14 protein-coding genes are annotated in these 14,366 nt (G+C 58.4%); 3 read left to right on the top strand and 11 right to left on the bottom strand.

The annotated features are described in order from the left end of the window. Nucleotides 1-32: 32 nt before the first annotated feature. The 9 genes from IYV58_RS11750 to pspA all read right to left on the bottom strand — a co-directional run bounded on the left by IYV58_RS11750 (nucleotide 33) and on the right by pspA (nucleotide 7,489). Complete coding sequence (locus IYV58_RS11750; protein WP_049114321.1) at nucleotides 33-1,088, bottom strand: AbrB family transcriptional regulator; 1,056 nt, start codon at nucleotides 1,086-1,088, stop codon at nucleotides 33-35. 116 nt (nucleotides 1,089-1,204) lie between these two features. Next, nucleotides 1,205-2,746, bottom strand: a complete 1,542-nt coding sequence (gene tyrR, locus IYV58_RS11745; RefSeq protein ID WP_004121199.1) for a transcriptional regulator TyrR — start codon at nucleotides 2,744-2,746, stop codon at nucleotides 1,205-1,207. Between the two features lie 285 nt (nucleotides 2,747-3,031). Next, nucleotides 3,032-4,093: a YcjF family protein gene (locus IYV58_RS11740; protein WP_123828145.1), complete on the bottom strand. Its 1,062-nt coding sequence runs from the start codon at nucleotides 4,091-4,093 to the stop codon at nucleotides 3,032-3,034. Further along, nucleotides 4,090-5,487, bottom strand: coding sequence for a YcjX family GTP-binding protein (locus IYV58_RS11735; RefSeq protein WP_004121201.1), 1,398 nt, complete (start codon nucleotides 5,485-5,487; stop codon nucleotides 4,090-4,092). The genes IYV58_RS11740 and IYV58_RS11735 overlap by 4 nt, the downstream gene beginning before the upstream one ends. A gap of 100 nt (nucleotides 5,488-5,587) precedes the next feature. Continuing rightward, nucleotides 5,588-5,902 (bottom strand): thiosulfate sulfurtransferase PspE, encoded by a 315-nt coding sequence (gene pspE, locus IYV58_RS11730; protein ID WP_004121202.1) that lies wholly within the window; start codon nucleotides 5,900-5,902, stop codon nucleotides 5,588-5,590. 33 nt (nucleotides 5,903-5,935) lie between these two features. Further along, a complete protein-coding gene (gene pspD, locus IYV58_RS11725) occupies nucleotides 5,936-6,166 on the bottom strand; it encodes a phage shock protein PspD (protein ID WP_004101464.1) in 231 nt (76 codons plus the stop codon). Between the two features lie 19 nt (nucleotides 6,167-6,185). Next, nucleotides 6,186-6,545, bottom strand: a complete 360-nt coding sequence (pspC, locus tag IYV58_RS11720) for an envelope stress response membrane protein PspC (RefSeq protein ID WP_195729621.1) — start codon at nucleotides 6,543-6,545, stop codon at nucleotides 6,186-6,188. Beyond that, a complete protein-coding gene (gene pspB, locus IYV58_RS11715; protein WP_142467968.1) occupies nucleotides 6,545-6,769 on the bottom strand; it encodes an envelope stress response membrane protein PspB in 225 nt (74 codons plus the stop codon). Before pspB ends, pspC begins: the two co-directional genes overlap by 1 nt. A 51-nt stretch (nucleotides 6,770-6,820) precedes the next feature. After that, nucleotides 6,821-7,489 carry a phage shock protein PspA gene (gene pspA, locus IYV58_RS11710; RefSeq protein WP_004121203.1) on the bottom strand — a complete coding sequence of 223 codons (669 nt, stop codon included), beginning with the start codon at nucleotides 7,487-7,489 and terminating at the stop codon, nucleotides 6,821-6,823. 152 nt (nucleotides 7,490-7,641) lie between these two features. Here pspA and pspF point away from each other — a divergent pair, with 152 nt between their 5' ends. Continuing rightward, nucleotides 7,642-8,631 (top strand): phage shock protein operon transcriptional activator, encoded by a 990-nt coding sequence (gene pspF, locus IYV58_RS11705; RefSeq protein ID WP_162626072.1) that lies wholly within the window; start codon nucleotides 7,642-7,644, stop codon nucleotides 8,629-8,631. Here pspF and IYV58_RS11700 read toward each other — a convergent pair. Together IYV58_RS11700 and IYV58_RS11695 are read right to left on the bottom strand one after the other, a co-directional pair. Next, nucleotides 8,622-10,013 carry an MFS transporter gene (locus IYV58_RS11700; protein ID WP_195729620.1) on the bottom strand — a complete coding sequence of 464 codons (1,392 nt, stop codon included), beginning with the start codon at nucleotides 10,011-10,013 and terminating at the stop codon, nucleotides 8,622-8,624. The two genes, pspF and IYV58_RS11700, sit on opposite strands and share 10 nt — an antisense overlap. A gap of 25 nt (nucleotides 10,014-10,038) precedes the next feature. Next, on the bottom strand, nucleotides 10,039-11,208 hold the full coding sequence (locus tag IYV58_RS11695) for a M20 aminoacylase family protein (protein WP_004121206.1): 1,170 nt from the start codon (nucleotides 11,206-11,208) through the stop codon (nucleotides 10,039-10,041). A gap of 169 nt (nucleotides 11,209-11,377) precedes the next feature. On the opposite strand from IYV58_RS11695, the gene IYV58_RS11690 reads away from it, so the two are divergent. Both IYV58_RS11690 and IYV58_RS11685 read left to right on the top strand, forming a co-directional pair. Beyond that, nucleotides 11,378-13,684, top strand: a complete 2,307-nt coding sequence (locus IYV58_RS11690) for a helix-turn-helix domain-containing protein (RefSeq protein WP_195729619.1) — start codon at nucleotides 11,378-11,380, stop codon at nucleotides 13,682-13,684. A 169-nt stretch (nucleotides 13,685-13,853) separates the two neighbouring features. Continuing rightward, on the top strand, nucleotides 13,854-14,138 hold the full coding sequence (locus tag IYV58_RS11685; RefSeq protein ID WP_049114326.1) for a hypothetical protein: 285 nt from the start codon (nucleotides 13,854-13,856) through the stop codon (nucleotides 14,136-14,138). The last annotated feature ends 228 nt before the right edge of the window (nucleotides 14,139-14,366 follow it).

The raw sequence follows: 14,366 nt of genomic DNA, 5'->3' as shown, positions 1-14,366 counted from the left end.
GCCACGTAAGCCCTCGTTAACCGGGGGCTTTTTTATTCCCGCGCCGCATAGCGGGAGATAAAGCGCGCAATCGCCGGCCCGGTCAGTAAGATGGTGAACAAGCGCAGCGTCTGCATCGCCATAATAAACGACATATCCGCTCGCGTACCGGCGGCGATAATCGCCACCGTGTCCAGCCCGCCCGGACTGGTCGCCAGATAGGCGGTCATAAAGTCCAGCGGCAAAACCTGCGTCAGCCCAAAAGCCATCAGCGCGCACAGCAGGATCAGGCCAATAATCGATGCGAGGATCTGCGGCAGGGTTTTGAGCGCCAGCAGGAAAATCTGTTTATTAAACTTTAGACCAACGCTCCAGCCAACGGCGGCATAAGCCAGCGCCAGCAGCCACTCAGGAAGTTCAAGCTGCAGCCAACCTTCCCCCTGCGCCAGCGCCCCGATCACCATCGGGAAGAGCATCGCGCCGGATGGAAAGCGCAGCCGCAGCCCCAACCACCCTGCTGCCGCCGTCAGCAGCAGCGTGAACGGTAGCTGCCAGCTTATCGGAGGAAACCAGGCGACCTGCTGAGTCATCTCCTGCGCTTCACCGCCGAGCGCGACGCGAACGACCAGCGCCGCGGCCCCCGCGACAAACAGCACCCGCAGATACTGCATCAACGCCACCAGCCGGACATCTGCGCCGTACTCCTGGGCCATAATCACCATCGCCGAAGCGCCGCCCGGCGAACTCCCCCACGCCCCGGTGGCGCCAGGCAGATCGCTGTAGCGCACCAGCAGCCATCCCGCCAGCGCGCTGATAGCGAGCGTAGAAAAGAGAATCAACAGCACCAGCGCCCAGTTCGCCAGCAGGACGCCGAAAATGGAGGGCGTCAGGCTGCGGGCGATCATGCAGCCGATAATCGCCTGGGCGGCGATAAAAAAGGGACGGGGTACACGAATTTCCGCGCCGCGCAGGCTGAGGATGATTCCGGCAATCATCGGCCCCAGCAGCAGTGCGGCGGGAAGATGAAACCAGAACAATATAAAAGAGAGCGCGCTGGAGAGTACCAGCAGTTTCATCCATTGAAAAAAATCACTACGCCAGATCCGCATGCGTATTCCTGCCAAAAAGAGGGTAAAGACGAAGTATATACAGAATCATTCTACACCTGGACCCCGCCCTTTTCTGGAAATACCAACCGCCTGCCCGGGCAGACGGTTGGTGAGCATTACTCGTCGCCTTTTTTCTGGCTCAGGCCATATTCGCGCAGCTTATTGGCGATCGCGGTGTGCGAGACGCCAAGACGCTTGGCCAGTTTACGCGTGCTGGGGAAGCTGCGATAAAGCTGGGTGAGCACCGAGCGTTCGAAACGGCGGGTAATGTCATCCAGAGACCCCTCCATCGCTTCTTCGCCAACCGCCAGCGAAGAAACGTCGTGGTCCGGCAGCAGGATATCCTGAGGGCGCAGCTCAAACCCGTCCAACTGAGTCAGCGCGCGATAGATCGCGTTTTTCAGCTGACGCACGTTGCCCGGCCAGCTGTAGCGCGTCAGTACGCTATTTAAATCGGCTGAGAGTTTTGGCCGCGGAATGCCCTGTTCATCGGCAAAGCGCGCCACGAACAGTTCGGTCAGCGGCATGATGTCCTGCGGACAGTCGCGCAGCGGCGGCAGATACAGCGTCAGCACGTTCAGGCGATAATAGAGGTCTTCGCGGAACAGCCCCTTTTGCACCAGCTCCACCAGGTTTTTCTGGGTCGCGCAGATCACCCGCACATCAACGTGGACCTCATGATCTTCACCGACGCGGCGGAAGGTGCCATCGTTGAGGAAACGCAGCAGTTTGGTCTGCATGCGCGGCGACATTTCGCCAATTTCATCCAGCAAAACCGACCCGCCGTTAGCCTGCTCGAAAAAGCCCTTTTTCCCCTGGATGGCGTCGCCGAACAGCTCGCTTTCCACCGCGTCTTCCGGGATAGAGCCGCAGTTCAGCGCCAGATAAGGTTTCCCCGCGCGCGGGCTCGCCAGATGGCAGGCGTGGGCCAGCAAATCTTTCCCTGTGCCAGTATCCCCGACGATCAGCAGCGGCGCGCTGAGCATGGCCAGCTTGCGTGCCTGCTCGACGACGTGGCGCATTTTCGGACCTACGGCGAGGATCTGGCTAAAGGCGCTGGTATCCTGAATGGTCATGGTTTGCAGCTGGCGCCCCATACGGACCGTCGAACGCAGCATCGCTACCGCGCCGGTTAGCACCTTCTCGCCGTGCTCGCCTTCCAGGTAGACCGGGGTGATCTCCAGCAGAAAGTTCTGTCCGTTGACCACCACGTGTTCCGCATGCGACTCCTGAGGATCGTTCTCCAGCCAGCGCTGGACGTTAAAATCGGTAATCAGCTGCGCGACCGGATGGCTGCGCAGCTTATCCTGGCTCTGGCCAAACAGCTGGCAGCTGGCTGGGTTAGCCAGTTCGACTTTTCCTTTGGTATCCAGAGACAGCACCGGCTCCGGCATCGCCACCAGCAGCGCGCTGAGCGCCAGGTGTTCCCGCTCTGACGGCATCCACGCTACGGTGCGCACGTCGGTGACGCCGGCGATACGACGAATTTCCGCCATCAGGCTGCTGAAGCTGGCGAACTCCAGCTCGGCGAAATTAAGATAAATTCGGCCAATAGGGTCAATATCGATACCCCGCAGGTCGATACCGCGCAGCACCAGTAAATCGAGTAATTCACGAGTCAGACCAAGACGGTCTTCACAAAAGACTTCAAGACGCATAGGTGTTTTCACCCTAAAGAGGCCAATGACGGATGAATAATAGGACAGTTATTTGCTGGCGTGAAGCCAGCTGTCAACAATTATTGACAGTATGGCGGAAAAATGGCCTTTCTGCCGTAAAGTTATGCGCTCAGACGAAAAATGGCGATGAGATGAGCGGCTATCATCGCTTCTGTTTTTCTCCCCGGCTTGCGCTACGCTTAGCCGGGCTACAGGTTACAGCCTTCTGTGAAACGGTAGCCCGGCTAAGGCATTCACGCCGCAAGCCGGGAATGCTTAAGCGACTTATTTTTCCACGCCGCTTTTACTCTTCTGCAACGTCTCTTTTAGCTGGCCGATCAGCTCGCGGCGAAAATCCCCCAGCCGCGGTTTATCGTCGGCGATCCACGGCAGCGGACGGCAGAGTTCCATAGCTTTAATTCCCAGCCGCGCGGTCAGCAGACCGGCGCCAATCCCCTGCGCCGCGCGCGCCGATAGCCTGGCCGCCAGATCCTGCGACATCCAGTCCATCCCGACTTCCCGCACCAGTTCGCTGGCGCCGGCAAAAGCGATATTGAGCAGCACCAGACGAAACAGGCGCAGGCGGCTATAGTAGCCCAGCTCAATACCGTAGAGGGTGGCGATGCGGTTGATCAGCCGTAAATTGCGCCAGGCGATAAACGCCATATCCACCAGCGCCAGCGGACTGACGGCTATCATTAGCGTCGACTCTGCCGCCGAACGGCTGATTTCACGCCGCGCCTGCGCATCCAGTACCGGCTGCACGATCTGCGCATACAAGCTCACCACTTCACGATCGTTCTGCGTTTCGTGGATTGCCGCATACCAGCGCTGCAGGGCCGGGTGCGATTGATCGAGCCCCGCCTGCTGGGCCAGCTTCTCGCAAAAGGCGCGCCCTTTGCCGACCGCATGGCTGTGCATCAGATCCCGCGCCTCATCGCGCTCGTGGGCGCGCTGGCGTAGTCGCCACAGCCGGCGCCACTCGGTTGCCACCGAACCGACGCCCGCGCCGACGATCAAGGCGCCGGCAGCGCAGCCGCCAAGGGCTATCCAGTCCTGCGTTTGCCAGGCGGTCATCGTCCACTGCACGCCCTGCGCCACCACGCTGACGCCAAAAATAGCCAGCCCGGCGCTGACCATCTTTCGCCACAGGCTGCGCTTAGGTCGCAGCACTGACTCCACTACCGCTTCCGCCGCCCCCTCTTCTTCTTGCAGAACGTCAAGCCGCGCAGGAGCGAATTTCGCCGCGTCGGCGCCGTCAAACGCGCGCGCGGACTTCAAAATTTGCGCCTTTTCCTCCTCCAGCGGGCCGTCGAAATCGATACGCGGTTTTAAGGGTTCGGTCATCGCAATTTATCTCCGATCAAAAATTCCAGCGCCGCATCGAGGCGAATATGCGGCAGCGGTTTATCAACGTCCATCACCTGCGGGCGGAAGTTTTCAAACTGAAAGCCCTGCTGTTCCCAGAAAGCCTGGCCCGGCAGGCGGGCTGGCACCTCGCCGGGGTAGACGGTTAGCGGCTGGCCGTCGCTCAGCCTGTGGCCTCGCAGCGCAGGGATCTTTTCCCCGTTCACCTCAATAAGCCCGCTCTGCGTCGCCTGAATCGACGCCAGTCCCAGACAATCCATACTGATACCTTCGAATGCCGCGTTTTGCCAGGCATCCTGTATCAGCTGCTGCAGCAGCGACACCATATTGCTGTGCTGATCGACGGTCACATGATCCGCTTTGGTCGCGGCGAACAGCAGCTTATCGATAACCGGTGAGAACAGGCGACGAAACAGCGTACGCTGGCCATAGTGAAAACTTTGCATCAGCTGCGTCAGCGCCAGGCGCATATCGTTAAATGCCTGCGGCCCGCTGTTAAGCGGCTGCAGGCAGTCCACCAGTACGATTTGCCGATCGAAGCGCAGGAAATGATCTTTATAGAAGCCCTTTACCACTTTCTCGCAGTAGTATTTAAAACGCTCGCGCAGCATTCCGGCATTGGTATGTTTGCCCGCCTGCGCCAGCTTAGCCTCACCGGCGGCATCCACATCCGGCCAGGGAAAGAACTGCAGTGCCGGCGCGCCGGCCATTTCACCGGGCAGCACAAAGCGCCCTGGCTGAATAAAGTGCATCCCTTCGCGCTTACAGGTATGCAGATAGTCGGTCCATGCCGCGGCGATCTCCGCCAGACGGGTTTCATCGGCGGGCGCCAGCGGATCCAGACCTTCGCATAGCTGTCGCCAGCGTGCCGACCACTCCGCCCTCTGCCCCTGCAGTAGTCCGGTCATCTGCCGTGACCAGGTCAAATAGTCCTGGGCCAGCATCGGCAGATCCAGCAGCCATTCGCCGGGATAATCGACAATTTCCAGATACAGGGTTGAGGTTTCTTTAAAATGGCGCAGCAGCGAATCGTTAGAGCGATAGCGCAGAGCGAGGCGGATTTCGCTGACGCCACGGGTGGGCGTCGGCCAGACCGGCGGCTGACCGTAGAGCTGGGCCAGCCCTTCATCATAGGTGAAGCGCGGAATACCAAAATCCCGCTGCGGTACGCGCTTGACGCCCAGCAGGCGCTCTTCTCTGGCCGCGCTAAGCAGCGGTAGCCGCGCGCCGGCGTGAATATTCAGCAGTTGATTGACCAGCGCGGTGATAAAGGCGGTCTTGCCGCTGCGGCTAAGGCCGGTGACGGCCAGACGAAGATGCCGATCAACCCCACGATTGATCAGCGCGTTAAATTCTGTTTTGAGTCGCTTCATCGCCATCCTGTTGTGCCTGAAGAACGAGGGAAATAAACATGAGGGCTAAAGAGATAATTATCAATAGATTGCATTAGCCCCGCTGCGACGGGGCCGACGATTATTTGCTGGCGCTTTTCGGCCTGGCTATCCCACGGAGGCCGCCGGCGTTAACCACCTGCGTGTAGCCCATTTCGCTCAGCAACTGCTGAGCCTGTCCCGATTGCCGGCCAACGTTACAATAAACGTGAATGGTATCGTTTTTATCCGGTACTTCCGCCGCAATCCGCGTTTTTAAATCCGCCAGCGGAATATTCACCGCCCCGACGACGTGCTCTTTTTGATACTGCTGCGGAACGCGGACGTCAATCCAGTGTTCCGCCGCGAAGACAGGTAAGGCCATCGCCAGCGCTAAACCCAGAAGGAGTTTTCGCATGTTATCATCCTGATAGTGTGAGTGTTTAGGCACTCATAACATACGCCATCCGCGACGTTTAGAAAACCGCTGCGCCGCCCGGCTGAGCATAGGTTCCAGAACAAGCATCAGCAGCATTTTCAGCGGCCGACGCGCGACGGATTTTACCGCCCAGCCTGCGACGCCCGCCGGGCCGTAGCGCAGCGCGGTGAGCAGCACCAGTTTGCCCGCGATTTTCAGACCCGGTTTGACTTTTTGCCCGGCCTGCTGCCATTTCATGTTCATCATTAACCTCAACTTTCAGTTATAGCTGGCGGAAACGACTGCGCAGCGAAAAGGTATCAGAGGTGACGTAGCGCTCCATTTCACGCAGACGACACTCACCCGCTGCCAGTTCCTTATCCGCGGCGGCCAATAGTTCTCCGCTGCTCGGCGTTTTTTCACCATACAGCTCGCTTTCCGGCATCGGATCCAGCGCAAACGAGAGAATGATGTAAGCCACCACGACAAACAGGAACAGGCCAAATATCATTGCCAGTACGGTAATCAGGCGTACCAGCTTAACCGGCACGTCCAGATACTGCGCGATGCCGGCACAAACGCCTTTCACCATGCCCTGCTGCGGAATGCGCCACAGTTTTTTACTCAGATCCAGTCCGCCCATTATTTCTCTCTCCAGTTCGGGTGCTCAGCATCAAGAATGGCTTCCAGCGCCTGAATACGCTCGCGCATGCGCTTCGCGTCATCGGACAGCTGCAGCAGGCGCTGCTGTTCATTCTGCGAAAGGCTGCCGCTGGCGGTGCGGTTGTTGTAATGCAGCCAGAGCCAGACCGGCAAAACAAACAGCACAAACAACGTCAAAGGGATGGCGAGAAAAAGCATGCTCATGTGAACTCCTTGCAGATGGCGGCGGCACGTCTTGGTGCCGCCCGAAGATGATTACTGGTTATTTTGATTCATTTTGGCTTTCAACGCCGCCAGCTGCTCACTGATTTCATCGTCCGCTTTCAGATCGGCGAACTGCTGATCCAACGACTTATCTTTACCAAAGCGATGGCTTTCCGCTTCTGCTTCCATATGATCGATACGGCGTTCAAACGATTCAAAACGCGCCATCGCCTCGTCAATCTTGCCGCTGTCCAGCTGACGGCGAACGTCGCGGGAGGAGCTTGCGGCCTGATGACGCAGCATCAGCGCCTGCTGACGGGCGCGGGTTTCGCTGAGTTTGTTTTCCAGCTCGCCAATCTCTTTTTTCATCCGCGCCAGCGTTTCGTCCACCAGCTGCGCTTCGTTTTCCAGGCTACCGATCAGGTCGGTCAGCTTCTGCTTTTCGATTAGCGCCGCTCGGGCCAAATCCTCTTTCTCTTTACGCAGCGCCAGTTCGGCTTTTTCCTGCCATTCCGCCTGCTGGGCAACGGCCTGTTCAATACGACGGCTTAGCTGTTTCTTTTCAGCCAACGCCCGCGCCGAGGTCGAACGCACTTCAACCAGCGTGTCTTCCATCTCCTGGATCATCAGCCGAACCAGCTTCTGCGGATCTTCCGCTTTCTCCAGCAGAGAGTTAATGTTGGCGTTCACGATGTCGGCAAAACGAGAAAAAATACCCATAATTTCAATCCTCATAGTTCTGGTGTCAGGCACCGGCCTGTGCCATGACTAATACAAATGCCGTGCCAAGTTTTTATCTTATTGATTTTAATGGAAGTGGTTGTTATCTGGCCAGCGTATTGCTAAAGTGACCTGGTGAATCACACTACTAAATGGCGAAATTCATCATGGCGGATTACAAGGACAACCTGCTCGGCGAGGCCAATAGCTTTCTTGAAGTGCTGGAACAGGTCTCGAGACTGGCGCCGCTCGATAAACCGGTGCTGGTGATTGGCGAGCGCGGAACCGGCAAGGAGCTGATCGCCAGCCGCCTGCACTTTCTCTCATCCCGCTGGCAAGGGCCATTTATCTCGCTCAACTGCGCGGCGCTCAATGAAAATCTGCTCGATTCGGAGCTGTTCGGGCATGAGGCCGGCGCCTTTACGGGGGCCAGTAAACGTCACCCGGGGCGCTTCGAACGTGCCGACGGCGGTACCCTGTTTCTCGATGAGCTGGCCACCGCGCCGATGCTGGTGCAGGAAAAACTGCTGCGCGTGATTGAGTATGGCGAGCTGGAGCGCGTCGGCGGCAGCCAGCCGCTACAGGTTAACGTCCGTCTGGTGTGCGCGACCAACGCCGACCTGCCTCAAATGGTAGAAGACGGACTTTTTCGCGCCGACCTTCTCGACCGTCTGGCCTTTGATGTGGTGCAGCTGCCGCCGCTGCGCGAACGGCAGAGCGACATCATGCTGCTCGCCACCCAGTTTGCCATCCAGATGTGTCGCGAACTCGGATTACCGCTGTTTCCCGGCTTTAGCGAACGCGCCGCCGAAACGCTGCAAAACTACCGCTGGCCGGGGAATATCCGTGAATTAAAAAACGTGGTTGAACGTTCGGTCTACCGCCACGGCAGCAGCGAGTGCGAGCTGGATAATATTATTATTAACCCCTTCCGCCAGCAGCACACGGCGACGCTCGTCGAAGTGGAGAAGACGCCAGGCCCCACGCTGCCGCTCGATTTACGCGCTTTCCAGCAGGAGCAAGAAAAAAGCCTGCTCGAGAGAAGCCTCGAACAGGCGAAGTACAATCAAAAACAGGCGGCCGAACTGCTGGGGCTAACCTACCACCAGCTGCGGGCGCTGCTGAAAAAGCATCAGCTTTGACCTGTATGCGGAAGCAGCAGCGCGCTCACCGCCATTGAACCAAGGCAGAGCGCGGCGTTAAACCACAGCGCATACTGCGCCGCGCTGGCCATTCCGAGCGGTAAAAACAGCGCAAAAAGTGACGCTGTCACCGCAATGCCCATCGCCCCGCCCAGCGAACTGCCCATCTTATAGATCCCCGAGGCCACGCCGACCTTATTCTCGGGAGCGTTAACCACCGCGGTGTCCGTTGAAGGGGTGGCGTAGCAGCCCAGGCCGAAGCCAAACAGCACGTTGCTGAAAAAGACCGTGACGATATAGGTCGATTTATCGAGAAAGGTGCAGGAGATAAGAAGAATACCGACCGCGGTAAAGACCGGGCCGGTCATCATCGGCAAACGCGCGCCGTAGCGTTGCAGCAGTTTCTCGCCCACCCGAATCATCGCCAGCACGGTAACCAGGTAGCCAAGCGTCATCATTCCGCTCTCCAGCGGGCTCAGATGATGCCCCTGCTGGAGCCAGATGCTGGCAATCATCATCGTACCGATGGCGCCGTTAAGCATAAAGTTCGACAACACCGCGGCGCTGTAGGCACGGTTGCGAAACAGCGCGAAATCAATCAGCGCCGCGTCGCCTTTACGCTGGCCGCTACGGATAAAAAATAGCCCCGAGGCCAGCGCGCCGGCCAGCATCGCCAGCGAGGTTGCGCTGGTCCAGCCCCAACCGTGGCCTTTGCTGATAAAAAGATTTAACAGTACCAGCGCCAGGATCAGGCTGAGCAGGCCGCTGATGTCCAGCTTATGCTGCTGCGCGCTGGCGCTACGGCTTTCCGGCGTACCGCGCAGCAAAAACAGCGCCGCCAGCGCTACCACGATGGAGAAAACAAAGATCCAACGCCAGCCCAGCCCGGTGGCGATCGCCCCGCCGACAAACGAGCACAGCCCGCTGCCGCCCCAGGAGCCGATGACCCAGAAGCTGACCGCCCGCTGGCGCGCTTTGCCTTCATACCAGGTTTTTATTAACGCCAGCGTCGCCGGCATGATGCAGGCGGCCGACAGCCCCTGTAAAACGCGCCCGGCCAGAAACAACGCGGGCCCCTGCGACAGCACCAACATCGCGCTGCCGACAATGCTGAGGATCAGGCCGAGCGAGGTCATACGCATGCGGCCAAATTTATCCGCCAGACCACCGCTGGCGACCACGAAGCAGCCGCTGAATAAGGCGCTCAGGCTCACCGCCAGAGTCAGGGTCTCCAGCGAAATATCGAGGCTGCTTTTCATTGCCGGAACCACGTTGATCACCGACTGGGCAAACAGCCAGAAGGTCAGAACGCTCAATACAATACCCGCCAGCAGACGATCGGTGCCGACGAACTGCGCTTCGCTTAGCGATACAGAACTCATAGCAGGGTCCTCTTCGTTGCGGAGATTAACGCAAATAGTGTTCCGTCAGGGCGCACCACAGCGCGGCGCCTTTCAGCAATAGCGCATCGTTGAAGTCGTATCCGGGGTTATGCACCATGCAACGATCCGCCTCGTCTCCGGCGCCGAGGGTGAAATAGCAGCCGTGTGGGTTGCGCTCAAGCATAAAAGCAAAATCTTCGCTGCCCATAAACGGCTTCACCTCGCCGACCTGCTCCGCTCCAAATAGCGCGGTTGCCACCGTGCGAACCATCTCATTGGCAGCCGGATCGTTCCTTAAAACCGGGCTGCCGTTAACGTGGGTTAAGGCGGCGCTGGCGTTAAAGCTCTCGGCCTGAGCGACGGCGATATCGTGAATGCGCTGCAGGACCGTCTCGCGAACCTGTTCGTTTAAGGTGCGCACCGTGAGCTTCATTAACACCTTGTCGTTGATAATGTTCGGCGCGTGACCGGCCTGAATGCTGCCCACGGTCACCACCGCCGGTTCAAACGGCGTGATGTTGCGGGAAACAATGGATTGCAGCGCCAGGGTGATATGACAGGCAACCAGCGTGGCGTCGACAGTATGCTCCGGTACCGCGCCGTGTCCGCCCACCCCTTTGACTTCAATATGGAGAGTGTCTGAGGAGGCCATCATCGCCCCATCGCGCAGGCCAATTCTGCCTAACGGCTGCCCCGGCATATTATGCAGGCCAAAAATGGCATCGCAGGGAAACTGGTCAAACAGGCCGTCTTCGAGCATGACCCGCCCGCCGTAGAGCAACTCTTCTGCGGGCTGAAAAATAAGCTGCAGCGTACCGTTAAACTGTCGGGTGCGCGCCAGATATTCCGCGGCGTACAGTAAGGTAGTGGTATGGCCGTCATGGCCGCAGCCGTGAAAACGTCCATCGACCCGGCTGGCCCACGCCTTGCCGCTCATCTCCTGCATCGGCAGCGCGTCCATATCCGCCCTTAGCCCCAGTCGTTTTTTGCCGTCGCCCGCGCTTAAGGTCGCGACCACGCCGGTGCCCGCCAGACCGCGGTGAACCTGATAGCCCCATTCGCCGAGCAGGCGGGCAACCTCTTCACTGGTTTTATGCTCTTCAAAACCGATTTCCGGCTGCTGATGGAAACGGCGGCGAAGCGCGACAAACTGCGCCTCGTTAACCTGTAATGCCTCAATAATCGGGTGTGTCATTTTTATTATTCCTGTGTTGTGTTTGCACGACACTTTCGAGTTTATGCATCTTTGTTGGCTTTAAAATGCGATTTTTTGTTTTATAGTGACGGATTATTAATGAGTGCTTTTCATACAAAACGGTTATGACAAAAAATAACATGCTGTTTTTTGTCTTCAGGAGGCGACGGTGGAGCATCATTCAGGCGACTTTCAGGTTGTGGTTCGCGATATCCGACAGTGGAGCCAGCAGGAAAACGATGCTCTGACACTGATATGGCTGCTTGAGGGCAGCGTAGAACTCCGCGATGGCGAAACGGGTCGCTATCTACAGGCTGATGAACTGGCGATAGTGAATCGTCATCGCCGCTGGAGCCTCAACAGCAAGACGGCGAACGTTGTGATGACGCTGTCGCTGAACGCCGGGTGGCTGACCCGCCTCGACGGTGATTTTTTTTCCTCCGCCTACCAGAGCAGCAGCGAAACGCGCGATGCCGAAGACACCCTGCGTTACCTGATGCGCCAGCTGCTGGTCCTTGGTCTGGTCAATCCCCAGGCACACTACCGGCTGGAGGCCAACCGCTGGCTTAGCGAAATTGCGCTCCTGCTGGCGTCACGCTTCAGCCGTCCCCTCACCGCCCAGGCGCCTCGCGGCTCGGAACGCTGGAGCCAACGAATTAATCGAGTAGTGGCGCGAATCGATGCCAATTATCAACGGCGCCTGTCGCTGCAGGAGATTGCCGCCGCGGAATTTGTTTCCGAAGCCTGGCTATCGCGTCTATTCCGCAAAGAGGTGGGCGTCAGCTTTATGCAGTACATCACCGGGCTGCGCCTGCGCAAGGCCGCCGAGCAGCTGACGGCCACGCGCAGGTCGGTGCAGCAGATCGCCCAGCAGCATGGCTTCGCCAGCAGCCGGGTGATGAGCGACCTGTTTAAACGCGAGCACGGCCTGACGCCGCGCCAGTTCCGCCAGCAGCATCCGCAGACGGCGATCGAATCCCCTCGTCCGCGCCCTCAGCAAGCCGAGCTGTGGCAGCCTGTATCAATCGACCGGCTTTACTCCCGGCTCAATGCGCCGCAAACCAACGGCCTGGACAGCCCGCCGCTGCGGCTCAATCCCCAGCAAACCCGCCATCTCGATGTGCGTGAACTGCCGACGCGGGCCGCGCCGCTACGCCACACCCGCATGGTTGTTACCGTTCGTGAACTGGACGATCTGCTGCGCGAGGATGTCCGCCGCGAGCTGGAACAGCTGCACGGCGCACTGCCGATATTCGCCATCGATATTCACGATCCGTTTCTCAGCAGCCGTCTGTTCAGCGCCGGCTGGGACGATCCGCAAATGGCCGGCTACGCCTGCTGGTATAATCTGCAGCGCATATTTAGCTGGCTGGCGACTATGGGCTGGGCGGTGATACTCCATACCGGGCTCACCACCCGCGGCGATCTGTTGCAACGCTTTCTGCGCCTCTCCGCCAACCATTTTCCGCCGACAACCCTGGCCAGCTGGCGCTTCGTCTGGCACTGGTCCCCCCAGGCCAGCGACGAGGCGCGCCAGCACGCCTGGCGGCAACAAAAAGCGATCCTGCAGAGGCTATCGCCGCAGTCGGCGCTGGGGATCTGGCACCGTTTTCCGCAACAGGTAGAGGACGATCCCCTTCTGCGCTCACCGCTGCTTGCCGAGGCGGATTTTCTTGCCTGCCAGGCCGATGCCAACGAACTGCTGGATCTGGCGCAGATTGACAGCCAAAAGCTGGCCGCCAGCGAAAACTATCCGGTACATAAATTACGCAAACTCCATAACACCCTGCGCCAGCGGCATCACCTGCTGCCGCTTTGGCTGCTCTCGTGGAATACCCTCACCGGCGATACCCGCGATACCAACGGCCGTTTCTTTCGCGGCGCGCTGCTGATGGACAATCTGCTGGGACTGGCGGATCAGGTGTGGCTCGCGGGGTTCTGGCTGAATTCCAGATTGCAGGGAGAAGCCCGGGCCAACGGCAAGCTGGATACCTCCAGCCTGGCACTGCACTATCTCCACGGTCTGCCGCGACCGGTCTACTGGGTATTGTGGCTATGGCGCAGGCTACGGGGCGAGGTGCTAATCAACGACAAAAATCTGCTGCTGCTACGCCATCACGGTCATTATCAGCTACTGCTGCGCAATACGGTGGTGTTCAACCCCTGGCTCTCCAGCGAGGAGGCGTTTACGCAGCGCTTCAGTCAGCCCTGGAGCGTGCGGCTCCTCGGACTTGAGGGACGCTGGCGAATCAAACATCATCTGTTCGATCAGCACCATGGCGCGCTCTTCCCGCTATTCGAGGCCTTTCGCAGCCAAAGCGGGCCGGACGATGAGGACTATCGCTGGCTGATGCACCGGGCGCGCCCGGCGCTGCGCGTCAGTGAAGAGACGCCGGATAGCGACCGCTGGCAGCTGGTAGAGACGCTGGAAAGCAACGCGCTGGCGCTTTATGAATTCACGCCGCTCGCGGACTAAAAGTGACAGCGTCACCATGCGATAACGTCCCACAAGCGGCCTGTGCCGCGAAAAATGGCGTTTGATTGCGCGGGAGTCGTTTCACATGCAGTTAAAAAAATGTAACTAGCAAGATATCTTCATGTGAACTATCATCTGCGCATAATGATTCAATGGACTGAAAATAAAGATGATTCCGGTTAATCCTTCAACGCTTGGCCGCTATGCGGCGCACGTCAGCCTGGTCCATACTATGAAAAACCACCGCGCGCCGGCGCTCTCGGTTATGATGATCTTTTCGGACCTGCTTATCCGCTCAACCGAAGATTCATATCGTCAACAGGGCTGGACAATCACACCGCAAAACAGCGGCCTGGTCCTGCGTAACTATGTCGCCCTCCATCACAACGGCGGAAAGCTGGAAATAAATCCCAAAGATTATATCGCCCGCTATAACCGACTTCTTCCCCTGTAGCGCCTCAACATCCAGCGAGCCGTGCGGATACGGCTCGCTGGAGAAACCGCAAATAAAAAGATACCATGTGGCGGATATCGGGGCTGCGATGCAAAATAAGCGCCGTGCTCAATACCCATAGCATCCTCAAGCCGTGCAGCATATGAATCGAAAATACGCTTTACTCAACCCCTTGCTTGCCTGATGCCAAACGTCAGGTGATTTACGAGGTATACTCGAAGTTCATAA

This window comes from Klebsiella sp. BDA134-6 (genome assembly GCF_015601345.1).
Taxonomy (GTDB): Bacteria; Pseudomonadota; Gammaproteobacteria; order Enterobacterales; family Enterobacteriaceae; genus Klebsiella; species Klebsiella grimontii.
The sequence above is the reverse complement of the archived record's forward strand: the minus strand, read 5'-3'. Positions and strand labels throughout refer to the sequence as shown.